General features: G+C 68.3%; 19 protein-coding genes. 10 read left to right on the plus strand and 9 right to left on the minus strand.

What is annotated here, in order from left to right:
- Entirely contained in the window at positions 1–2,121 is a 2,121-nt protein-coding gene (locus BLS85_RS13920) for a site-2 protease family protein (RefSeq protein ID WP_092787343.1), read from the plus strand.
- A 747-nt stretch (positions 2,122–2,868) separates the two neighbouring features.
- Here the strand turns inward: BLS85_RS13920 and BLS85_RS13925 are convergent.
- Positions 2,869–3,771 (minus strand): MlaA family lipoprotein, encoded by a 903-nt coding sequence (locus BLS85_RS13925; RefSeq protein WP_176793746.1) that lies wholly within the window; start codon positions 3,769–3,771, stop codon positions 2,869–2,871.
- A 554-nt stretch (positions 3,772–4,325) separates the two neighbouring features.
- On the opposite strand from BLS85_RS13925, the gene BLS85_RS13930 reads away from it, so the two are divergent.
- The 3 genes from BLS85_RS13930 to BLS85_RS13940 all read left to right on the plus strand — a co-directional run bounded on the left by BLS85_RS13930 (position 4,326) and on the right by BLS85_RS13940 (position 6,357).
- Positions 4,326–5,600 carry an OmpP1/FadL family transporter gene (locus BLS85_RS13930; protein ID WP_092787345.1) on the plus strand — a complete coding sequence of 425 codons (1,275 nt, stop codon included), beginning with the start codon at positions 4,326–4,328 and terminating at the stop codon, positions 5,598–5,600.
- 103 nt (positions 5,601–5,703) lie between these two features.
- Positions 5,704–6,027: a DMT family transporter gene (locus BLS85_RS13935; protein WP_218128433.1), complete on the plus strand. Its 324-nt coding sequence runs from the start codon at positions 5,704–5,706 to the stop codon at positions 6,025–6,027.
- A gap of 51 nt (positions 6,028–6,078) precedes the next feature.
- Entirely contained in the window at positions 6,079–6,357 is a 279-nt protein-coding gene (locus tag BLS85_RS13940) for a hypothetical protein (RefSeq protein ID WP_092787346.1), read from the plus strand.
- Between the two features lie 3 nt (positions 6,358–6,360).
- On the opposite strand, the gene rfaD is transcribed toward BLS85_RS13940, so the two are convergent.
- Positions 6,361–7,350, minus strand: coding sequence for an ADP-glyceromanno-heptose 6-epimerase (gene rfaD / locus BLS85_RS13945; RefSeq protein WP_092787347.1), 990 nt, complete (start codon positions 7,348–7,350; stop codon positions 6,361–6,363).
- Positions 7,351–7,451: 101 nt separating this feature from the next.
- Here rfaD and BLS85_RS13950 point away from each other — a divergent pair, with 101 nt between their 5' ends.
- The 3 genes from BLS85_RS13950 (at position 7,452) to dksA (ending at position 9,743) form a co-directional block, all read left to right on the plus strand.
- Positions 7,452–7,718: an accessory factor UbiK family protein gene (locus BLS85_RS13950; RefSeq protein ID WP_092787348.1), complete on the plus strand. Its 267-nt coding sequence runs from the start codon at positions 7,452–7,454 to the stop codon at positions 7,716–7,718.
- Positions 7,719–7,979: 261 nt separating this feature from the next.
- Entirely contained in the window at positions 7,980–9,101 is a 1,122-nt protein-coding gene (gene spbR, locus BLS85_RS13955; RefSeq protein WP_092787349.1) for a SpbR family protein, read from the plus strand.
- 225 nt (positions 9,102–9,326) lie between these two features.
- Entirely contained in the window at positions 9,327–9,743 is a 417-nt protein-coding gene (dksA, locus tag BLS85_RS13960; protein WP_092787350.1) for an RNA polymerase-binding protein DksA, read from the plus strand.
- A gap of 43 nt (positions 9,744–9,786) precedes the next feature.
- On the opposite strand, the gene cobT is transcribed toward dksA, so the two are convergent.
- Entirely contained in the window at positions 9,787–10,815 is a 1,029-nt protein-coding gene (gene cobT / locus BLS85_RS13965; RefSeq protein ID WP_092787351.1) for a nicotinate-nucleotide--dimethylbenzimidazole phosphoribosyltransferase, read from the minus strand.
- A gap of 67 nt (positions 10,816–10,882) precedes the next feature.
- Here cobT and cobS point away from each other — a divergent pair, with 67 nt between their 5' ends.
- Together cobS and BLS85_RS13975 are read left to right on the plus strand one after the other, a co-directional pair.
- Entirely contained in the window at positions 10,883–11,680 is a 798-nt protein-coding gene (gene cobS, locus BLS85_RS13970; protein ID WP_092787352.1) for an adenosylcobinamide-GDP ribazoletransferase, read from the plus strand.
- Entirely contained in the window at positions 11,680–12,327 is a 648-nt protein-coding gene (locus BLS85_RS13975) for a histidine phosphatase family protein (RefSeq protein WP_092787353.1), read from the plus strand. The genes cobS and BLS85_RS13975 overlap by 1 nt, the downstream gene beginning before the upstream one ends.
- Before the next feature lie 261 nt (positions 12,328–12,588).
- Here BLS85_RS13975 and msrP read toward each other — a convergent pair whose 3' ends face one another.
- Positions 12,589–13,542: a protein-methionine-sulfoxide reductase catalytic subunit MsrP gene (msrP, locus tag BLS85_RS13980; RefSeq protein WP_092787354.1), complete on the minus strand. Its 954-nt coding sequence runs from the start codon at positions 13,540–13,542 to the stop codon at positions 12,589–12,591.
- A gap of 425 nt (positions 13,543–13,967) precedes the next feature.
- Here msrP and BLS85_RS13985 point away from each other — a divergent pair, with 425 nt between their 5' ends.
- Positions 13,968–15,971 (plus strand): HAMP domain-containing methyl-accepting chemotaxis protein, encoded by a 2,004-nt coding sequence (locus BLS85_RS13985; protein WP_092787355.1) that lies wholly within the window; start codon positions 13,968–13,970, stop codon positions 15,969–15,971.
- Positions 15,972–16,158: 187 nt separating this feature from the next.
- Here the strand turns inward: BLS85_RS13985 and BLS85_RS13990 are convergent, their stop codons facing one another.
- From BLS85_RS13990 to BLS85_RS14010, 5 genes are all read right to left on the minus strand, one after another.
- Positions 16,159–16,578, minus strand: coding sequence for an EVE domain-containing protein (locus tag BLS85_RS13990; protein WP_092787356.1), 420 nt, complete (start codon positions 16,576–16,578; stop codon positions 16,159–16,161).
- A 15-nt stretch (positions 16,579–16,593) separates the two neighbouring features.
- Positions 16,594–16,881: a YciI family protein gene (locus BLS85_RS13995; RefSeq protein ID WP_092787357.1), complete on the minus strand. Its 288-nt coding sequence runs from the start codon at positions 16,879–16,881 to the stop codon at positions 16,594–16,596.
- Positions 16,882–16,919: 38 nt separating this feature from the next.
- On the minus strand, positions 16,920–17,207 hold the full coding sequence (locus tag BLS85_RS14000) for a YciI family protein (protein WP_092787358.1): 288 nt from the start codon (positions 17,205–17,207) through the stop codon (positions 16,920–16,922).
- An 87-nt stretch (positions 17,208–17,294) separates the two neighbouring features.
- Positions 17,295–18,314 carry an NAD(P)H-dependent glycerol-3-phosphate dehydrogenase gene (locus tag BLS85_RS14005; protein ID WP_092787359.1) on the minus strand — a complete coding sequence of 340 codons (1,020 nt, stop codon included), beginning with the start codon at positions 18,312–18,314 and terminating at the stop codon, positions 17,295–17,297.
- Between the two features lie 7 nt (positions 18,315–18,321).
- Positions 18,322–18,888 (minus strand): hypothetical protein, encoded by a 567-nt coding sequence (locus BLS85_RS14010; RefSeq protein ID WP_092787360.1) that lies wholly within the window; start codon positions 18,886–18,888, stop codon positions 18,322–18,324.
- Between the last annotated feature and the right edge of the window lie 144 nt (positions 18,889–19,032).

Here is a 19,032-nt window from a genome sequence, read left to right on the forward strand (position 1 = left end):
ATGGTCAGGATCGGCGCCGCATCCGCTTCCGCGTTGCCGCCGCTGCGCGCGGATCTGACCCTGCACCCGGGGCCGGCCGGCCTGGACGGCGCGCCCTCCTGGACCATCGGCGACCCGGCCCGCAACCGGTATGTGCGGATCGACTGGCCGGCCTTCGAGATGCTGACGCGCTGGGACCTGGGCAGCGCCCCCGCGGTGGCCGCCGCCGTGCGCGGCGAAACCACGCTGGACCTGACGCCCGACGACGTGACCGCCCTGGCCGATCTTCTGCGCGAGTGGCAGTTGACGCTGGAGACCGGCGCGGCGGCCAGCGGGCGGCTCGCGACCGCCGCGCGCGCCGCGCGGGAGTCGGCGTGGGCCTGGCTGGTGCATCGCTACCTGTTCTTCCGGGTGCCGCTGGTACGGCCGGACCGGTTTCTGTCCGCCACCCAGGGGGCCGTCGCGTGGCTGGGCTCGCCGGGCTTTTTGGCGCTGACGCTGGCCGTGCTGGCCCTTGGGCTGGTGTCCATCGTGCGCCAGTGGGACCTGTTCGTGGCCGACGTCCAGCGCATTCTGACACCGGACGGGGTGGCCGCCCTGCTGGTCGCCCTGGCCGGCGTCAAGACCATCCACGAACTCGGCCACGCCTATGTCGCCAAGCGCTTCGGCTGCCGGGTGCCGGTCATGGGCATCGCCTTCCTGGTCATGATCCCGATGCTCTACACCGACGTCAACGCCGCCTGGACCCTGCCCCGGCGGCGCCAGCGCCTGCTGATCGGCGCCGCCGGCATGATCGCGGAACTGACGGTGGCCGCCTGGGCGACACTGGCCTGGACGCTGCTGCCGGAGGGGCCGGCGCGGCAGGGGGCGTTCGTGCTGGCCGCCGTCACCTGGGTGTCCTCGTTGGCCATCAACCTGTCGCCGTTCATGCGCTTTGACGGCTATTTCCTGCTCATGGACGCGCTGGAGACGCCCAACCTGCATGCGCGGTCCTTCGCCCTGGCCCGCTGGCGCCTGCGCGAGGCGCTGTTCGACCTGGGCGATCCGCCGCCGGAACCGCTGCCGGCCGCGCGGCGCCGGGGGCTGATCCTGTTCGCGGTCGCCACCTGGCTGTATCGCTTGATCGTGTTCGTCGGCCTCGCGGTGCTGGTCTACACCCTGGTCTTCAAGGCTGCCGGGGTGGTGCTGTTCCTGATCGAGATCGGCTGGTTCATCGCCCGCCCCGTCGCCCGTGAACTGCGGGTCTGGACGACCCTGCGCGGCCGCATCGTGCGACGCCGGCGCGCCGCCTGGACGGCCGGCCTTGTCGGCCTTGGGCTGCTGGCCGGGCTGGTGCCCTGGACCACGCGCATCGACGCGCCGGCGGTGCTCAAGGGCGCCCAGACCGCCGACCTGCACGTCCCGTTTGCGGCCCGTCTGGCGCGCATCGACGCCCGCGAGGGCGATCCCGTGACCGCCGGCGCGGCGGTCTACACCTTCACGGCGCCGGACATCGCCCTGTCCCTGGACCGGGTCGAAGCCCGCCGGACCCTTGCGGCGCGGGAGTTGGAGCGGGCCGCGCTCGACCCGGCCTTCCGCGCCCACGGCGGAGAAATCCGCGAGCGGCTGGCCCAGGCGGAGGCGGAGCGCCGGGCGTTGGTGACCGAGTCCGGGCGGCTGGCCCTGGTGGCGCCGTTCGACGGTGTGCTGCTCGATCCACGGCCGGACCTGCGCATCGGACAGTGGCTGTCGCCCCGGGAGCGGCTGGCGGTGGTGCGGTCGCACGGGCCGCCGGTCACCGACGCCTATGTGGACGAGGCGGACCTGGCCCGCATCCGCGAGGGCGCGGCGGTCGTCTTTGTCCCCGATGCCCCGGAATTCGCACGCCAGCCGGGGCATATCGTCGCCATCGGGCGGGCGCCCGTCAGCGTGCTGGCCGACGCGGCGCTGGCGTCGGTGCATGGCGGAGCCCTGGAGGTTCGGATGGGGACCGAGGGGCTGGTTCCGGAGCGCGCCCTGTACACGGTCCGCGTCGTCCTGGACGGCCCGCCGCCGACGCTGCAACTGATCGGGCGCGTGCGGATCGAGGGCGAGCCGCGCAGCCTGTTCGCGCGGCTGTGGCGCTCAATCCTGGTCGTGCTGGTGCGCGAATGGGGCACGTAAAGCAAATCCCGAGCGATCCGGAACGGATCGCGACGACGCTTTGCTTCAGTGTCGAAAGCAAAGAGCGCTTTGGGTGAGTCTGACGGTTTCCGTATTGGGTGCCACCGCTGGTGCCCACCCTGGGCGATGAAACCGGTGGCACGTCTTCCGTAGGGCGGGGTCGCCCGGCAGAGCGGCGCAATCCGCCGGGGTCGGGCCGGGCGATGCAGGCAGGCCGCGCGTTCCGACGCCTTCCCGGTGTACCCCCGGGAGGGACCCGACGCGGCAAGGCCAACGATCCAATGAAAAAAACTCGGCCCGCCTAGTGCAGCGACGCATTCAAAGGGTTACCCCTTGAATGCGTCGCTGCACAAGACATTGTTTCTAGTGCACTTTCGATCCAGACAAAAGAATGCAGACTGCATTTTTTGTCTGGATCAGTGCACTAGCGATCACCGCCGGGCGGGCCGTATTATACCGGGCCGCGATAAGAATGGCACTTCCGGCCAGAGTCACTTCGGTGCGCCGACAAAGCTGAATCTTTGATTTTCTCGCCGCAGCGCCCCGTTGGGGCGCGCGGCTCCGCCGCCCCGGCCGCCCAAAAGGCGGCCATCCTTAAATCGGCGCCGCGAAGCGGCGCCGTGGGCGTCGGCCCCCATTTTGGTGAAGCTGGCATCGCGAAGCGATGCCAGAGGCGCGCCGACCGCCCTCCGAAAAGGTTGACCTTTTCGTCGGGCGGTATCACTGGATCGGGCGCGGGTCTGGGGATCAGCTTCCGGGAACGTCCTCTTGGACCGCGTTGGAAATGGCGGGGGCCGTGGCGCCCGGATTGTCCTCCATGTTGGCCACGGCGGCACGACGCGACTGCACATACAGGCTGCGCACGGCCGCATAGAAGTCGATGGAGCTTTCGCGCAGGGACTCCAGGCTTTTGCCGCGCCCGCCGAGTTGGCTGGAGGCGTTGGCATAGGTGTGGATGTTGGCCATGCGCTCCCCGGTGGGGCCGGCCAGCCAGAACAGCGGATTGGTCACCATGTCCACGGCGCGGCCGACGCCGTCACGTGGGTTGCCGGGACCGAACAGCGGGAACACCGTATACGGCCCGTCTCCGACCCCCCAGGCGCCCAGGGTCTGCCCGAAATCCTCCGTATGCGGCGACAGGCCCATACCGGCGGCGGTGTCGAAGAAGCCCAGACCGCCGGCCGTGGAGTTGATGGCGAAGCGCTGGGTGGTGACCCACGCCCGATCCACCTCGCCTTGCAGCACATCGTTCAGCAGGATCACCGGCGTCGACAGGTTGTGCAGGAAGTTGTCGACGTTTTCCTTCCGCTCGTCCGGCAGCACCCCGTACGGCGCGATGACCGGCTGCAACAGCGTATAGATCAGGGTGTTCAGGTCGAACACGAAGCGGTTCCAGTCCTCCATCGGATCGGGAACCAGGGCATCCTCAGCGCTGTCCGGGTTGTCGATGTCCGGCGCCGACTGGGCCAGGGAGGCAAGCTGAACGCCCGGCGACGCATCGGCCGACGTGCTGGCGGCGGCATCGACGGTCCCGTCGTCCGGCGTCGTGACGCACGCGGCGAGCATCAGGCTTGCCGCGCCGATGACCATGGTTCGTCCCAAAACCTTCGGAAGAGACCGATGGGTCCGCGCCGCCTTCGTCGTCGTCATTCTCGTCACTCCGCCCATGTCCATGCCCGATCCCCCCGGCCGCTGCTGCGGATCATGAAAGACACGATCAGGGCCAGACCTGATCCGTCGCGACCTCGTTACTGTACTCCGGCCACGTTTTCGAAGCGAGACCGTTTGCGCCCGAACACAACAGGTGATACCCGCCCGATGGCCACCACGCAACAGGCCGGTCCCTTGACTCCCAAGTCTGCCCCCGATTTTCCGGGCAAGACGTGGCGATAGGGCAACAGTCCCTTAAAACTCGGCGCAAACCCATTGCGAGGCCGGCGCTTTCCGCCCTCCATTCCAGCCGACGCCGGCCCGCAGAAGCGCCGCCGGCCCCGGAGTCGCGCTGCCGTGGATCACCGGCGCTGATCCGATCCTTGTGCGCAAGCAGACAAAAACCGAAAAAAGCGGTTGCGGCGCGTCATGTTATCGCAACATTGTGGCTCGCCCATGCCGTGTCGGGTCGGATTGACAGTCGGTCTCCGTTCCGGGTTCGGTACGGAGCCACCACGATCAATCCAATCTAAGCGTCGCATGGGGGGATACCAATGTACGCACGAAGTCAGGGCCGGGGGCTGACCGGTCTGTTGGTGGGTGTCGCCGTGGGACTGTCCGCATCGCAGGCGGGCGCCTCCGGATTTCAGTTGAAGGAACAGAGCGCGGAGGGTCTCGGCAACGCGTTCGCCGGATCCACGGCCAAGGCCTACGATCTCAGCACCGCCTTTTTCAATCCGGCCGGCCTGACCCGACTGACGGGCCATGAGGTCCACACCACGGGCGCCTATATCATACCGCAGGCGCATTTCTCGGGCAGCGCGACCACGGCACAAGGCACGGCGGTCGCCGGAAACCTGAGCGGTGACGCCGCCCAGGATACGTTCCTGCCCGCGATGTACGGGCTGTACAGCCCGACCGACGACCTGCGCTTCGGGCTGGCCATCAACGTGCCGTTCGGCATGGCGACGGAATACGATACCGGCTGGGTCGGACGATATCAGGCGCTGGAATCCAGTCTCCATTCCATGAGCTTCATGCCCAGCGTGGCCTACCGGGTCTGGGACGGGCTGTCCCTCAGCGCCGCCCCGGTGTTCCAGTACACCTCCGTCAAGCTGACCACCGGCATCAACAACCGCGGCCTGCTGCCCTTTGATGGCCGGCAGAAGCTGACGGCCGAGGATCTCGGGTTCGGCTTCAACGTCGCCGCGATGTACGAGTTCAACGAGGGCAGCCGGGTTGGCGTCAACTATCGCTCCCGCGTCCATCACCACTTCGAGGGCGAGACCAAATACCAGAACGTTCATCCCGGGCTTGCGGCGCAGGCGGGATTCGTGAACAGCGATGCCTCCGCCGATCTGACCACCCCGGATGTGCTGAGCATCGGCGCTTACCACGAGTTCACGCCGGAATGGGCCGTGGTGGCCGATGTCGCCTGGACCAACTGGTCGCTGTTCGATGAACTGCGGGTCGATGCCGAGACCGGTGCCGACAGCCGGACCGTTGAGAACTGGCACGACACCGTGTTCGCCTCCATCGGCGGCATCTGGCGTCCGAACGAGAACTGGTCGTTCCGCGCCGGCTTCGCCTATGACATGTCCCCTATTCCCGACAAGCACCGCACCGCGCGGATTCCGGGCGCGGATCGCTACTGGCTGGCCAGCGGCGTTTCCTACGCCTTCGAGGACTGGTTCAAGGTCGACTTCGGCTACACCCACATCTTCGTCGAGGACGCCTCCGTCAACGAAACCACCGCGCAAGGCACCCTGGTTGGGACGTACGAGAACAGCATCGACGTCCTGTCCTTCGGGGCGAAGCTGAGGTTCTGAGACCCCTCCCCCGTGGGGCCCCTTGCGGTTGGGGGCGCGGCCGGGCCATGGTACCGATGCGCCCTGCCCCGTCCCTGTCCCCAACCGAAGGAGCCCCACGCCCGTGCACTGGCTGACCCTGATGACCGCCATCATCCTGGAGGTGATCGGCACCACCTCCATGAAGCTGGCCGAGGGATTCACGCGGCTGGTACCGTCGGTGGCGGTCTTCGTGTTCTATTCCGCCAGTCTGGCGATGCTGACCCTGGCCCTGAAGAAATGGGACGTTTCGGTCGCCTACGCCATCTGGTCGGGCCTGGGCACCGCGCTGATCGTGATGGTCGGCGTGCTCTGGTTCGGCGAGGCCTTGACGTGGATGCGGGCGATCTCGATTGTGTTGATCCTCATCGGGGTGATCGGCCTCAACCTGAGCGGATCGCCGCACTGACCCGCCCTCTCCCGGTTCGTCCGGGTGGATGCGCTCGCACGGAACCGGGCCATGCGCGAAGAGGATAAAGACGAGAGCGTCACCGGCAAGGGCGCCACGCGGAGCAAACACTGGCTGCGGCCGTCGCGCCTGACCGTCATCGCGGTTTTGTTCTTCGCTGGCATCGGGCTGATTCTGGCGGCCGTCTGGATGCTGGGCGACGTGATCGTGTTCGCCGGGCGCGGCATGTCGATCCTGCTGCTGGGCATGGCCTTCATCATCGCCCTGAACGTCACCGCCATCGTGCTGATGTTGGTGTTGTTGCGCACGCTCAAGGGCCGGGATGAGTGATCCTCACCGATACGGATCGGCCGCGTTTTCCAGAAACTCCGTCACGTACCGCGACACGCCTTCCTCCAACGGCGTGAACGGCCGGTCGTAGCCGGCGGCGCGCAGACGGCCCATCTCCGCCTGGGTGAAGTACTGGTATTTGTCGCGGATGGCCTCCGGCGTATCCCGCCAGGCGAAGGAGGGCTCGCGCCCGAGCGCCCGATAGACCTCCGATGCCAGATCCAGGAAGCTGCGCGCCTGCCCGGTGCCCAGGTTGAACAGGCCGCTGACCCGGGGGGTCTCCAGCAGCCACAGGACCACGTCCACGACATCATCGATCCACACGAAATCGCGCGACTGGCCGCCGTCCGGCACGTCCGGCCGGTGCGAGCGGAACAGAGCAAAGGCCTCGCCGCTCTTGGCCACCGGATGAACCTGGGCGACCACGCTCATCTGCCCGGCCTTGTGGTATTCGTTGGGGCCGAACACGTTGAAGAACTTCAGGCCCACCCACTGCGGCGGCGCGTGCCGGCCGGCGTCAAGATCCTCACGCACCCGCCGGTCGAACAGGTGCTTCGACCAGCCATATGGATTGAGCGGGCGCAGTCGAGCCAGTGCGTCGGCCGAAAAGTCATCGTCGAAGCCGGCGGCGCCGTCCCCATAGGTGGCGGCCGAACTGGCGTAGATCAGACGCGACTGATTGCGCGCGCACCACGTCCACAAATCAACCGACAGGCGGAAGTTGTTCGCCATGATGCGATCAACGTCGGTTTCCGTCGTGGCCGAGATCGCCCCCATGTGGATGATCGCCTGCACCGCGCCCCGGTGCCGGTCCAGCCATGCTGGCAAATCCTCCGGCCGGATGACGTCATGCAGGGCGCGACCGGCAATGTTGCGCCACTTGGCGCCGTCACGCAGACGATCACACACCACCACGCGGCCAAGGCCGCGCGCCTCCAGGCCCGCCACGATATTCGATCCGATGAAGCCGGCCCCGCCGGTGACCACGTACATGTCCTGAGAAGGCCCCTGCCGCCGCCCGGTTGTCAAGGGTCCGTCTTCCCCCCATATTGCCGACATCGCCCAACCAACCGCGTTACAAGGGAGACATCGTGATGACCACCCAGGGCCCCAGGATTCTCGACGACATGAGCCGGCTGGCCGGCGGCGCCATGGGCGCGCTGGGCGGGCTGCGGGGCGAGATCGAGGAGATGGTGCGCCAGCGCGTCGAGCGGATGGCGCACGACCTTGATCTGGTCACCCGGGAGGATTTCGAGGCGGTGCGCGAAATGGCCGCCGAAGCGCGGGCCGAGAACGAGGCCTTGAGCGCCCGTCTCCACGCCCTGGAGGAGCGGCTTGGGACGGGCGGCACGGGCGCCTGACCCGGCGCGCCGCCCCCGGCGTTCTGGTCCGTTCCAAGCCATCCCAAGGCGTTCACGCACGCCACGGAAGCCGGTTCGTCCGCTTGCGCTCCCGGAGCGCTCCAATGGCTATACAAACGCGTCGGCACGGATTACGCTTCCGTGCCGTGGTCGTCCTGGGTGTTCATCCGGCCGGGACGCCCCCTTCTCCGGGCCGGAGGGACGGAGCGGGGACCGGGCGCCGGACGGGTGAGCCGGCGGCGGAGCGTGGAGCACAGGGCGATGACCGACCAGAAATTGTCGATTGAAGACGTCAATCGTTTGTTGAGTGATCCGTCTGAGCAGACACGGGCTCAGACCGCGGAAAAGCTGGCGCGTCAGTTCCAGGATACCTCCCTGACCGACGCCGAACGCCGCATGGCCGAGGATATTCTGCGTCTGATGGCACGCGACGCTGTCGCCCGCGTGCGCCAGGCGCTGTCGGAGAACCTGAAGGACAACCCGCTGGTTCCCCATGACCTCGCCAAGACGCTGGCCAACGACATCGACGAAGTCGCCATTCCCATTCTGGAATTCTCGGAGGTTCTGACCCCCGAGGATCTGATCGAGATCGTGCGCAGCCACGACCCCTCGAAGCAGACCGCCATCGCCAAACGCAAGGTGGTCCAGGCCGTCGTGGCCGACGCCCTGGTCGAGGATGGGGCCGAAAGCGCCGTGACCGTGCTGGCCGGGAACGCCGGCGCCGAGTTGACCGAAGATTCCATGCTGCGCATCGTGGACCGCTTCGGCGACAGCGAGGCGGTGCAGGACGAACTCATCAAGCGCGATGTGCTGCCCATCACCATCGCCGAGAAACTGGTCAATCAGGCGTCGGAAAGCCTGCGAGAACGCCTGCTGGAGCGCCATCCCCTCTCGCCGGAGAAGGCCGCCGACCTGGTGCTGCACTCGCGCGAGCGGGCCACCATCGGCCTGTCGGCCGGCTCGTCGGAGGAGAGCGTCCTCCGCTTGGTGCGCCAGTTGCGCCAGAACAACCGCCTGACCCCCTCGATCATCGTACGCGCCGCCTGCATGGGCGATTTCATCTTCATAGAATGCGCCATGGCGGAACTGGCGGGTGTGCCGCTGGAGAACGCCCGCATTCTGATCCATGACTCCGGGGACCTGGGCCTGACCGGGATTTTCGAACGCGCGGGGCTGCCCGACAACATTTTCCCGGCGCTCAAGGCCGCCGTCGCCGTCTTCCGTCAGACCTCCTACGACGGCCTGGAGAACGACCGCGAGCGTTTCAGCCGCCGCATGATCGAACGGGTGCTGACCCAGTACGGGGACCTTGGGGTCGAGTTCGAGTCCGACGATCTGGAATATCTGCTGGGGCGCATGGGCCAGTTGCCGGCGGTATTGTAGCACCGTTCGACGATCTGCCTGATTCTATTGGTTTCCTTCTCCGCGACACCTTTTTGCGGTGGCGTGGCCCGGCTTCTCATCCCGAATTCCGACATTTCGCCCGCGAATCCACCGAACCGCTTGCGACCCGGCAAGCGCGCGCCTATAGTCCCGCCCGTCATGGGGAGGGACGGGCCCGCGTCAAGGGGGCTTTGGGAATGCACCAAGAAGGGTTCGAGGCGGAGAATGAGCGTTACGCTGCCGCCGGATTATCGGCCGAGTGAAGACGAAGACTTTATGAACGACTTTCAGCGGGAGTATTTCCGCATCAAGTTGCTGAAGTGGCGTTCTGAGCTGATTAGGGAGGCCGAAGAAACGCTGGAGCACTTGCAGGACGGCGGGATGCAAGAATCGGACCTTGCCGACCGGGCCTCCGCCGAGATGGACCGGGCGCTGGAATTGCGCACCCGCGACCGTGCCCGCAAGCTGATCTCCAAGATCGACGCCGCCCTGCAACGGGTGGAAGAAGGCAGCTACGGCTACTGCGAGGAAACCCAGGAGCCGATCAGCCTGCGCCGCTTGGAGGCCCGCCCCATCGCCACCCTGAGCCTGGAGGCCCAGGAACGCCACGAGCGCCGCGAACGCACCCACCGCATGGAATAGCCGGGCGCCGCTCGGCAGCTCTCATGATGGCGGGGCGGCGGGCTCACCCCCCGGTCACCCCCGCGTCGGCGAAGGTGGCCATGCCCGCGTGACAGGCCACCGCGCCCCGCACCACTCCCAGGGCGGCGGCCGCGCCGCTGCCCTCGCCCAGGCGCAGGCCCAGGTCGAGCAGCGGCTCCTTGTCCAGCAGGGCCAGCAGACGGCGGTGTCCGGGCTCCCGTGAGACGTGGCCGGCCATGGCGTGATCCAGCCCGCCCGGCGTCAAGCGGTGCCAGACGGCGGCGGCGGCACAGCAGATGAAGCCGTCCAGCAACACCGGCACCCGCGTCCGCCGCGCCGCCAGAATCCCGCCGGCCATGGCCGCCAGCTCGCGCCCGCCGACCCGGCGCAGGGCCTCCAGCGGATCGGCAAGGGCGGTGCCGTGATGGGCCATGGCGGCCTCGACCACGGCGCGCTTGCGGCCCAACCCGGCGTCGTCCACCCCGGTGCCGCGTCCCACCCAGTCCGCCGCCGTGCCGCCGAACAGAGCCAGCGCCAGCGCGGCGGCGGCGGTGGTGTTGGCGATGCCCATTTCCCCGACGATCAGCAGGTCGGTGTCCGTCAGGTCGAGCGTCAGGCCGGCGTTGACCGCCCCCAGCAGGTCCTCGTCCGTCATCGCCGGCGCGGAGTCGAACGGCGCCGTGGGGCGCTCCAGGTCGAGCGCGATCACGTCGAGGTCGGCGCCGCCGGCCCGGCACAGTTGATTGATGGCCGCACCGCCGGCCCGGAAGTTGGCCACCATCTGCACGGTGACCTCCGGCGGAAAGGCGGAGACCCCCTGACTGGCAATGCCGTGGTTGCCAGCGAAGACGACGCAACGCGTCCGCTCCAGGCGCGGCGGGTGCCGGCCCTGCCACGCCGCCATCCAGGCCGCGATGTCCTCCAACCGCCCCAGCGAGCCGGCCGGCTTGGTCAGCGTCGGCTCACGCGCCGCCGCCGCCGCCGCCGCGTCGTCGTCGGGACCGGGCAGGTCGCGCGCCAGCGCGCGCAGGGCGTCGAGGGAGGAGGCGGGCGGCAGCACGGACTTGGGCATGGTGTTTCCCTGGTGTTTTCGGTAAAGAGCCCCTGCCATACCTGATCGCAGACGAGAAATCACCCCCATGGAACTCGATCCGGACGCCCCGACCGCCCGCAAAGACGGGCCGCGCCGACGCTTCGACGAGATCAGTCTGGCGCTGGTGTTCCTGACCCGCCTGCCCGGCGTGCGCACCGACTGGTCCCGGCCGCTGATGAGCGCCGCGTGGGCCTTTCCGGTGGCCGGCGCGGTGGTGGGACTGGTCGGCGGCGGCGTGGCGGCCCTGCTGGCGACCCTGGGCGCGCCGCCGCTGCTGGCCGCGACCTTGGGTGTCGCGGCGGCGGTGTTGTTCACCGGCGCGCTGCACGAGGACGGGCTGGCCGACACCGCCGACGGCATCGGCAGCGGCCGCGACCGGGCGCGCTCGCTGGAGATCCTGCGGGATTCGCGCATCGGTGCCTATGGTGTGCTGGCGCTGATCGTCTCCTCCCTGGCCCGGGTGACGGCGCTGGCGGCGCTGCTGGAGGCGGGAGCGTGGACGGCGGCCCTGCCCGCCTTCGTGCTGGCGGCGGCGCTGGGGCGCGGCGCCGGCCCGGCGGTCATGGCCGCGCTGCCGCCGGCCCGCGACGACGGCGTGGGTGCCGCCGCCGGCCGACCCGCGCCGGCGGGCGTGGCCGTGGCGCTGGTGCTGCCGCTGTTGGCCGGGCTGCTTGTGGGCGGCTGGCCGGCGCTGCCGCTGGCCCTGGCGCCGCTGGTGTGGCTGGGGTGGCTGGCCCTGCGCCGTCTCGGCGGCACCACGGGCGACGTGGTCGGCGCCGCCATCCTGCTGACCGAGACCACGGCTCTCGCCCTGCTGGCCATGGCGTGGGGAGGCGCCGCCTGATGATCTCCGTCGCCGCGTCCGACACCGCCGCCACGCGCTGGTGGCTGCTGCGTCATGCCCCGGTGCCCGACCCGGAGGGGCGCATTCTCGGCCGGATCGACGCCGACGCCCATACCGGCGATACCGAGGACCTGGAGGCGCTGGCCCGGCTGCTGCCGCCGCGCGCGGTGCTGCTGACCACGCCGCTGCGCCGCACCGGCCAGACCGCGCGGGCGCTGGCGGCGGCCGGGCTGCGGCTGCCGCGCGCGGTGGAGGTGGCGGAGCTTCAAGAGCAGTCCTTCGGCGCCTGGGAGGGCGAGACCTGGGGTGGGCTGGCCAGCCGGGAGCCGCCCGACCCGGCGCTGGCGGCATTCTGGGAGGACCCCGCCCACCAAGTGCCGCCGGATGGCGAGAGCTTCGCCGCCGTCACCGCCCGCGTCGGCGCCGCGCTGGACCGCCTCAGCCGGGCGCACGCCGGGCGCGACATCGTCGCCGTGGTCCATGCCGGCACCGTGCGCGCGGCCCTGGCCGTGGCGCTGGATGTGGACCCGGCGACGGCTTTGCGCTTCGCCGTCGAGCCGCTGTCCCTGACCCGGCTGGACCGGCTGGACGTCTCGCCCGGCCCCGTCTGGCGGGTGGGATGCGTCAACACGCTGATGACGGTCTGATTCGAAACCCGGTTGATGGGTTCGCCTGCGTCGGCCGCCGTCCCGTAGGTTGGGGTGAGGTGCGAGGCACAGACCCCCAACGGATCCGACCCCCAAAACCGAATGGCGTTGGGGTTCGCTCCGCTCACCCCAACCTACGAGCAAATCCCGAGCGATCCGGAACGGATCGCGACGACGATTTGCTTTAAAAGCAAAACGTTAGAGCCTGTTCGCCGGATTGCGAACGATTCAACCGGTTTGAGCGTGATGCCCGCTCCGCGTCTAATACTGCCGCGTCAGGTCCATGCCGCTGTACAGGGACGCCACCTGATCGGCGTAGCCGTTGAACATCAGCGTCTCGCGCCGGCCCCATTCGCCGATGCGGCGTTCCCGGGCCTGACTCCAACGCGGGTGGTCCACGGTGGGATTCACGTTGGCATAGAACCCATATTCGTAGGGTTGGGACATGTTCCAGGCCGTCGGCGGCTGCTCCTGGGTGAAGGCGATCCGCACGATCGACTTGATCGACTTGAATCCGTACTTCCACGGCACGATCAGGCGCAGCGGCGCCCCGTTCTGGTTGGGCAGCGCGCGGCCGTACAGGCCGACGACCATGAGGGTCAGGGGGTGCATGGCCTCGTCGATGCGCAGGCCCTCGCGGTAGGGCCAGTCCAGCACGCTGCGGCGCTGGCCGGGCATCTGCGAGGCATCGTGAAGGGTCTCGAAGGCGACGTACTTGGCGTTGCCGGTGGGTTCAAACCGGTCCAGCACCGCCGCCAGCGGAATACCGACCCAGGGGATGACCATCGACCACGCCTCGACGCAGCGCAGCCGGTAGATGCGCTCCTCCAGCCGGTGGCTGTCGATCAGGTCGGCCGCGCCCAGGGTGCCGGGTTTGGCGCATTCGCCCTCCACCCGGATCTCCCACGGCGAGGTCGACATCTGACCGGCATAGCGGGCCGGGTCTTCCTTCTGCGTGCCGAATTCATAGAAGTTGTTGTAGGCGGTGATGTCCTCGAAGCTGTTGGGGTCCTCGTCGGTGGACAAAGGGCTTGCGGCCACATCCGCCAGCGGCGCGAAGTCCTCGGGCGCCGCCGCCCCAGCGGGACGGCCGGCCAGCCCGGCAAGGGCCAACGCGCCGGCGCCGACCATCAGGCGGCGGCGGTCCAGATAAACAGCTTCCGGCGTGATCTCCGACGGGCGCGGGTCGGCGGTTGAGCGGGTCCGGATCAGCATGGCGGCGGGCCTCTCCTGGAGGGTGATGGGAGCTGGGAGCTGGGGCCGGCTTGGCGCGACCCATCGCGGGAGCTTGATTGTCGGTTTGGAATGTGTCCATTTTGCGTTTAGGGTTGGCCCAGGCCATGTCATGACCGCGTGGCGCAATCCTGATCTAGTGTAAATCACAGGGATGAAAGCCACCCCGCCTTCACTGGCCGCAAACGCAGTATGAAACAGGGCTAGATGGTGCCGTTCTTGTTGACTTTTTCACGGAATATAAACCCTTTTTGAGTTGTTTGGACTGTACAGAGTCTTGCCCTTCCCGTTATAGTGAAGGGAAATGGCGTGGGGCGCCATAGTGGAGCAAACCTCGCGGTGGGCACTGCGTTTGCGAGCAATCGCATGGTTGTCGTCAATGGGTAAGGGAAAGAAAGGGGCAGCAAATGCTCAAGTCGATACGGATTGGTCCCAAGTTGTACGGTGGGTTCGGCGTTGTTTTGACCCTTCTGGTCATCCTCGGCGCGGTGACCACTATCCAGTTAAACAGTATCGGCGGCATTTTCGACGAGTATCGCAGCCTCGCTCGCTCCGCCAACGAGATCGGCCGTGTCCAGGCCAACATGCTGATGGCCCGCATGGGCGTACTGACCTTCATCAGAAAGGGCGATCAGGCGTCCATCGATGAAGTCAGAGAGCGGGCCGACGCCACGCGCGAGTTCATTGGCACAACCCGTGCGCTGATCGTCGATCCGGAAGCCTCGCAGTTGCTCGACCAGATGCGTCGCGAGGTGGACGACTACACCGCCGGGTTCAAGCAGATCACCGACCTTCATGCGGAGCGCGTTCACCTGAACGACACGCTGGTGGAAACCGGCATCGCAATCGAACGGACGCTCACCGAAATCATGCGGTCGGCCTACGACGATCAGGACGCCGAAGCCGCCTATCTGACCGGGCTCGTCTTGCGGAACCTGCTGTTGGGCCGCCTGTACGTCCAAAAGTTCCTGGAGGACAATGCAAAAGCCTCGTCCGACCGCGCCATGGTCGAACTCGGTAACTTCGACGACGACATCCAAGACCTGAACGCAGCCCTTCAGAATCCGGGCCGGCGCCAGCTCATGCAGGAGGCGATCGAGGCCAAGGAGCTCTACGCCGATGCCTTTGACAAGGTCATCACGGTCATCAACACCCGAGACGGCATCATGTCCGGCCAACTGGACGTCATCGGCCCCCGCGTCGCCCAGCAGGTCGAGGACTTCAAGCTGGAGGTCAAGGAGCAGCAGGACACCCTTGGCCCGCAGGCCATGGCCGCCATCAGCCAGACCATCACCATCACCATCGTCGTCGCCGTGATCGCCATCGTGCTGGGCGTCGCCGCCGCCTGGACCATCGGGGCCGGCATCACCAAGCCGATCCACGCCATGACCGCCGTCATGGGCCGTCTGGCCAACAAGGACTACGCCGCCGAAATCCCCGCCCAGGACCATAAGGACGAGGTCGGCGACATGGCCAAGGCGGTGCAGATCTTCAAGGACAGCATGCAGCAGGCCGACCGCATGCAGGCCGATCAACTGGAGGAGGCGCGCAAGCGCGATGAGCGCGCCAAGCGCATCGCAGCCCTGAACGACCAGTTCGACCGGGGCGTCAGCGGCATTCTGGAAGCCGTCGCCGCCGCCGCCACCCAGCTTCAGTCCACCTCCGAAAGCATGGCCTCCATCGCCGAGGAGACCAATTCCCAGGCGACCACGGTCGCAGCCGCCTCCGAGGAAGCCTCGACCAACGTGCAGACGGTGGCCTCTGCGGCTGAGGAACTGTCCTCGTCCATCAACGAGATCGGCCGTCAGGTGCAGCAGTCCAGCGACATCGCCGCCAAGGCGGCGGCGGAGGCCGACCGCACCAATAAGGTGGTCGCCGGGCTGGCCGATTCGGCGCAGAAGATCGGCGAGGTGGTCAACCTCATCACCGACATCGCCGACCAGACCAACCTGCTGGCGCTGAACGCGACCATCGAGGCGGCGCGGGCCGGCGATGCCGGCAAGGGCTTCGCCGTGGTGGCCAACGAGGTCAAGAGCCTCGCCAGCCAGACCGCCAAGGCGACCGAGGACATCGGCCGTCAGATCGGCTCGGTGCAGACCGAAACCCAGACCGCCGTCTCGGCGATCGAGGGCATCACGGAGATCATCAACAGGATTAACGAGGTGACCTCCACCATCGCCTCGGCGGTCGAGGAGCAGAACGCGGCGACCCAGGAGATCGCGCGCAACGTCCAGCAGGCCAGCCAGGGCACGACGGAAGTCTCGTCAACCATCGTTGGCGTGACCGAGGCGGCCCGCGAGGCGGGCACGGCGGCCGATAGTGTGCTCCAGGCCACCAACTCTCTGAACGAACAGTCCACCATGCTGAAGTCGATGGTGGAGAAGTTTTTGGCTGACGTCCGCGCCGCGTAAGCAAATCCCGAGCGATCCGGAACGGATCGCGACGACGATTTGCTTGGCCCCACAGCGGCGCGGCGTTCCTCACTCACCCAGTGACCGCGAAGCCGGCGTTCCCCCACGGGAGCGTCGGCTCTCGTGGATCCCGGAACGAGGGTGATCACCCCGGGCTCCAGATAAACCCATCAAGCGCGGAAGTGGATCACGGATCCTCCGACAGGCCCCCCAGACCGCACAGGATGGCCCAGGCATCGTCCGGGATCGGCATCACCGAAAGCCGGGACTGGCGGATCAACGGCAGGTCGGCCAGGCGCGGGTCAGCCTTGATGGTGGCCAGCGTCACGGGGTTCGGCAGGGGGCGCACCGCCTCGACCTCCACCATGCCGAACCGGCCGCTGGGATCGGACGGGTCCGGATGGTATTCCCGCACCACGCGAACGATGCCGACGATGCGCTTCTCATTCACCGAGTGATAGAAAAAGGCGGTGTCCCCGACGCGCATGGCCTTCATGTTGTTGGCCGCCTGATGGTTACGCACGCCGTCCCAGGGTTCGGTGCCGACGCGGACCTGATCGTCCCACGACCACGCGCCGGGTTCCGATTTCAGCAGCCAGTGAGCCACCCTGTGTCCCTCCCCCTATCCGTCCAACGGCAGGGTGTGCCGGAACGGGCAGATGGTCACCGACGCGAACACGCCCGCCCGATTGAACGGATCCGCCTGGGCAAACGCCACCACGGAGTCCCGGTCGGGAAACTCGACCACCAGCAGACTGCCGACGCTCAGCGTGCGGGCGTCGTTCTGCAAGGGTCCGACCATCACGAGACGATCGGCGTGCGCCTCCAGGTGAGTGAAGTGGGCATCGCGATGGGCCGCCCGCAGGGGCGCGCTGTTGGGCACATCGACGCAGTTGATCATCCACAGCATGCGGCAGGCTCCTGTTGTGGGCGGGGGCGGACCACCCCTCACGCGGGGGCCGGCAGAACCTGCTTGAACGGCCGGATCAGCACGGCCTCGAACAACCCGGCCTGATAGTAGGGATCGTCGCGCACGAAGGCCTCGACCGCCGCCTTATCCGGCATGTCGACCACGATCAGGCTGCCCACCATGCCCTCCCCGTCGTCGGTCATCATTGGCCCGCCGAGCTTGATCGACGCGTTGTGCGCCCTGGCGTGGGCCAGATGGGCCTCGCGGGTTTTGAGGCGCAGGTCCAGGCTGTTCGGTTTGTCCAGACAGTAGATCACGAACATCATCGGCGGGGATGCTCCGGTGCGGGGAAAGAGGATCGACGGACACCCTAGCAGCCCCGGAGACCCCCGGCCAACCCCGGACGCGGGCGCTCAGACCTCCGGTTCGGCGCGGAAGGGGCGGGACAGCAGGCCGGCGATGGCCTGATCCAGGTCGGCGCGTCCCGACAGCACGGCGTCCACCGCGCCGCTGATCGGCAGGTCGAGGCCCAGCCGCTCGCCCATCGCCACCACGGCGCGGGCGGTATGCACGCCCTCGGCCACGGAGCGGCGCTCCCCCAGCACCTCGTCCAGGGTCCGGCCCTGCCCCAGCGCCGCCCCCAGCGAGTAGTTTCGCGACTGCATGGAGGTGGCGGTCAACATCAGATCGCCCAGCCCCGACAGCCCCATCAGCGTGTCCGGCCGCCCGCCCATGGCGGCGGCCAGCCGCGACAGCTCCGCCAATCCCCGGGTGATGAGCGCGGCGCGGGCGTTGTCGCCCAGGCCGCGTCCCTCGACGATGCCGCAGGCGATGGCCAGCACGTTCTTGACCGCGCCGCCGACCTGCACGCCGGTGACGTCGTCGCTCCAGTAGGGGCGGAACGTGGGCGTGCCCAGCGCGGTCACCAGCGCCTCGCCCAAGGCCCGATCCGCGCAGGCCAGGGTGACGGCGGTGGGCAGGCCGCGCGCGACCTCGGCGGCGAAGGTGGGGCCGGAGAGCACGGCCAGGGGCGTGTCGGGCAGGGCTTCGGCCACGACCTGTCCCATCAGGGCGCCGCTCTCGGTCTCCAGGCCCTTGGCGCAGATCACGGCGGGCAGGCCGGGGCGCCAGTGCGGCGCGAGATCGGCGCAGACGCGCCGCAGGTGCTGCGCCGGGGTGACCAGAAGCACCGCGTCGGCCACGCCGACCACGGTGGCGGCATCGGTGCTCGCCGCGAGGCCCTCCGGCAGGTCGATGCCGGGCAGGAAGTCGGGGTTGGCGCGGGTCGCGGTGATGGCCGCCGCGACCTCCGGCTCGCGCGCCCACAGGTGGACCGCGCGCCCGGCGCGCCGCGCGGTGGCGGCCAGCGCCGTGCCCCAGGCGCCGGCGCCGATGACGCCGATGGTGGTGATGGTGAAGGTGGTTTCGCTCATGCCACGCCTATGAAAAACGGACAACGGTGCCCAGGTCCGGGCGCAGGATCATCAGCACGCCGAGCGCGGCACACATCAGGCCCGTGACCACGACCCAGACGATGGCCTGCACCCGCCGGCCGAAGGCGGAAAAGCCGGCGGCGCGCAGCCAACCCATCAGGCCGCCCACCACCGGCGCGGCGAAGGGAAAGCCGACCAGGGCGAAGGCCCCCAGCGCGGCCCCCCACAACAGGATCAGGGGCAGAACGCTCCACCGCAGGTGAATTTTGGGAATGCCGTACAACAGGTCGGTCAGGATCGAGGAGACGAACCCGACCATCAGCCCGGCCAGCCCGAACACGACGACGCCCTGGGTGTTCACCACCGGCCCCGGCACCACGCCGTCCACGGGCTTCGGCGCGCCGAAGGTGTCGGTGTACAGCGCCAGTGCCTGAGCCTGCCACGGAGACGGCAGGGTGACGAGCAGCGCGGCGGCCAGACCGCCCAGCACCCACCCGGCGGTGGTCAGCGCAAGCTGGCCGTGACGCGGCGGCGCCAGATAGCGCTCCTCGTCGGTCATCTCATGGATCGGCACCAGCCCCTCCCCTCGTCGCGCGTGCTCGCCGGGATATTCGGCCGGGCGGGGCCGCCATGGCAAGGGGGCGCGGACGATTTCCGGGCCGGGCGCGGCCGGCGCACCAAAAAAAGGGGCGGCTCCGAAGAGCCGCCCCGCGAGAGG

This window comes from Rhodospira trueperi, assembly GCF_900101965.1.
Lineage (GTDB): Bacteria > Pseudomonadota > Alphaproteobacteria > Rhodospirillales > Rhodospirillaceae > Rhodospira > Rhodospira trueperi.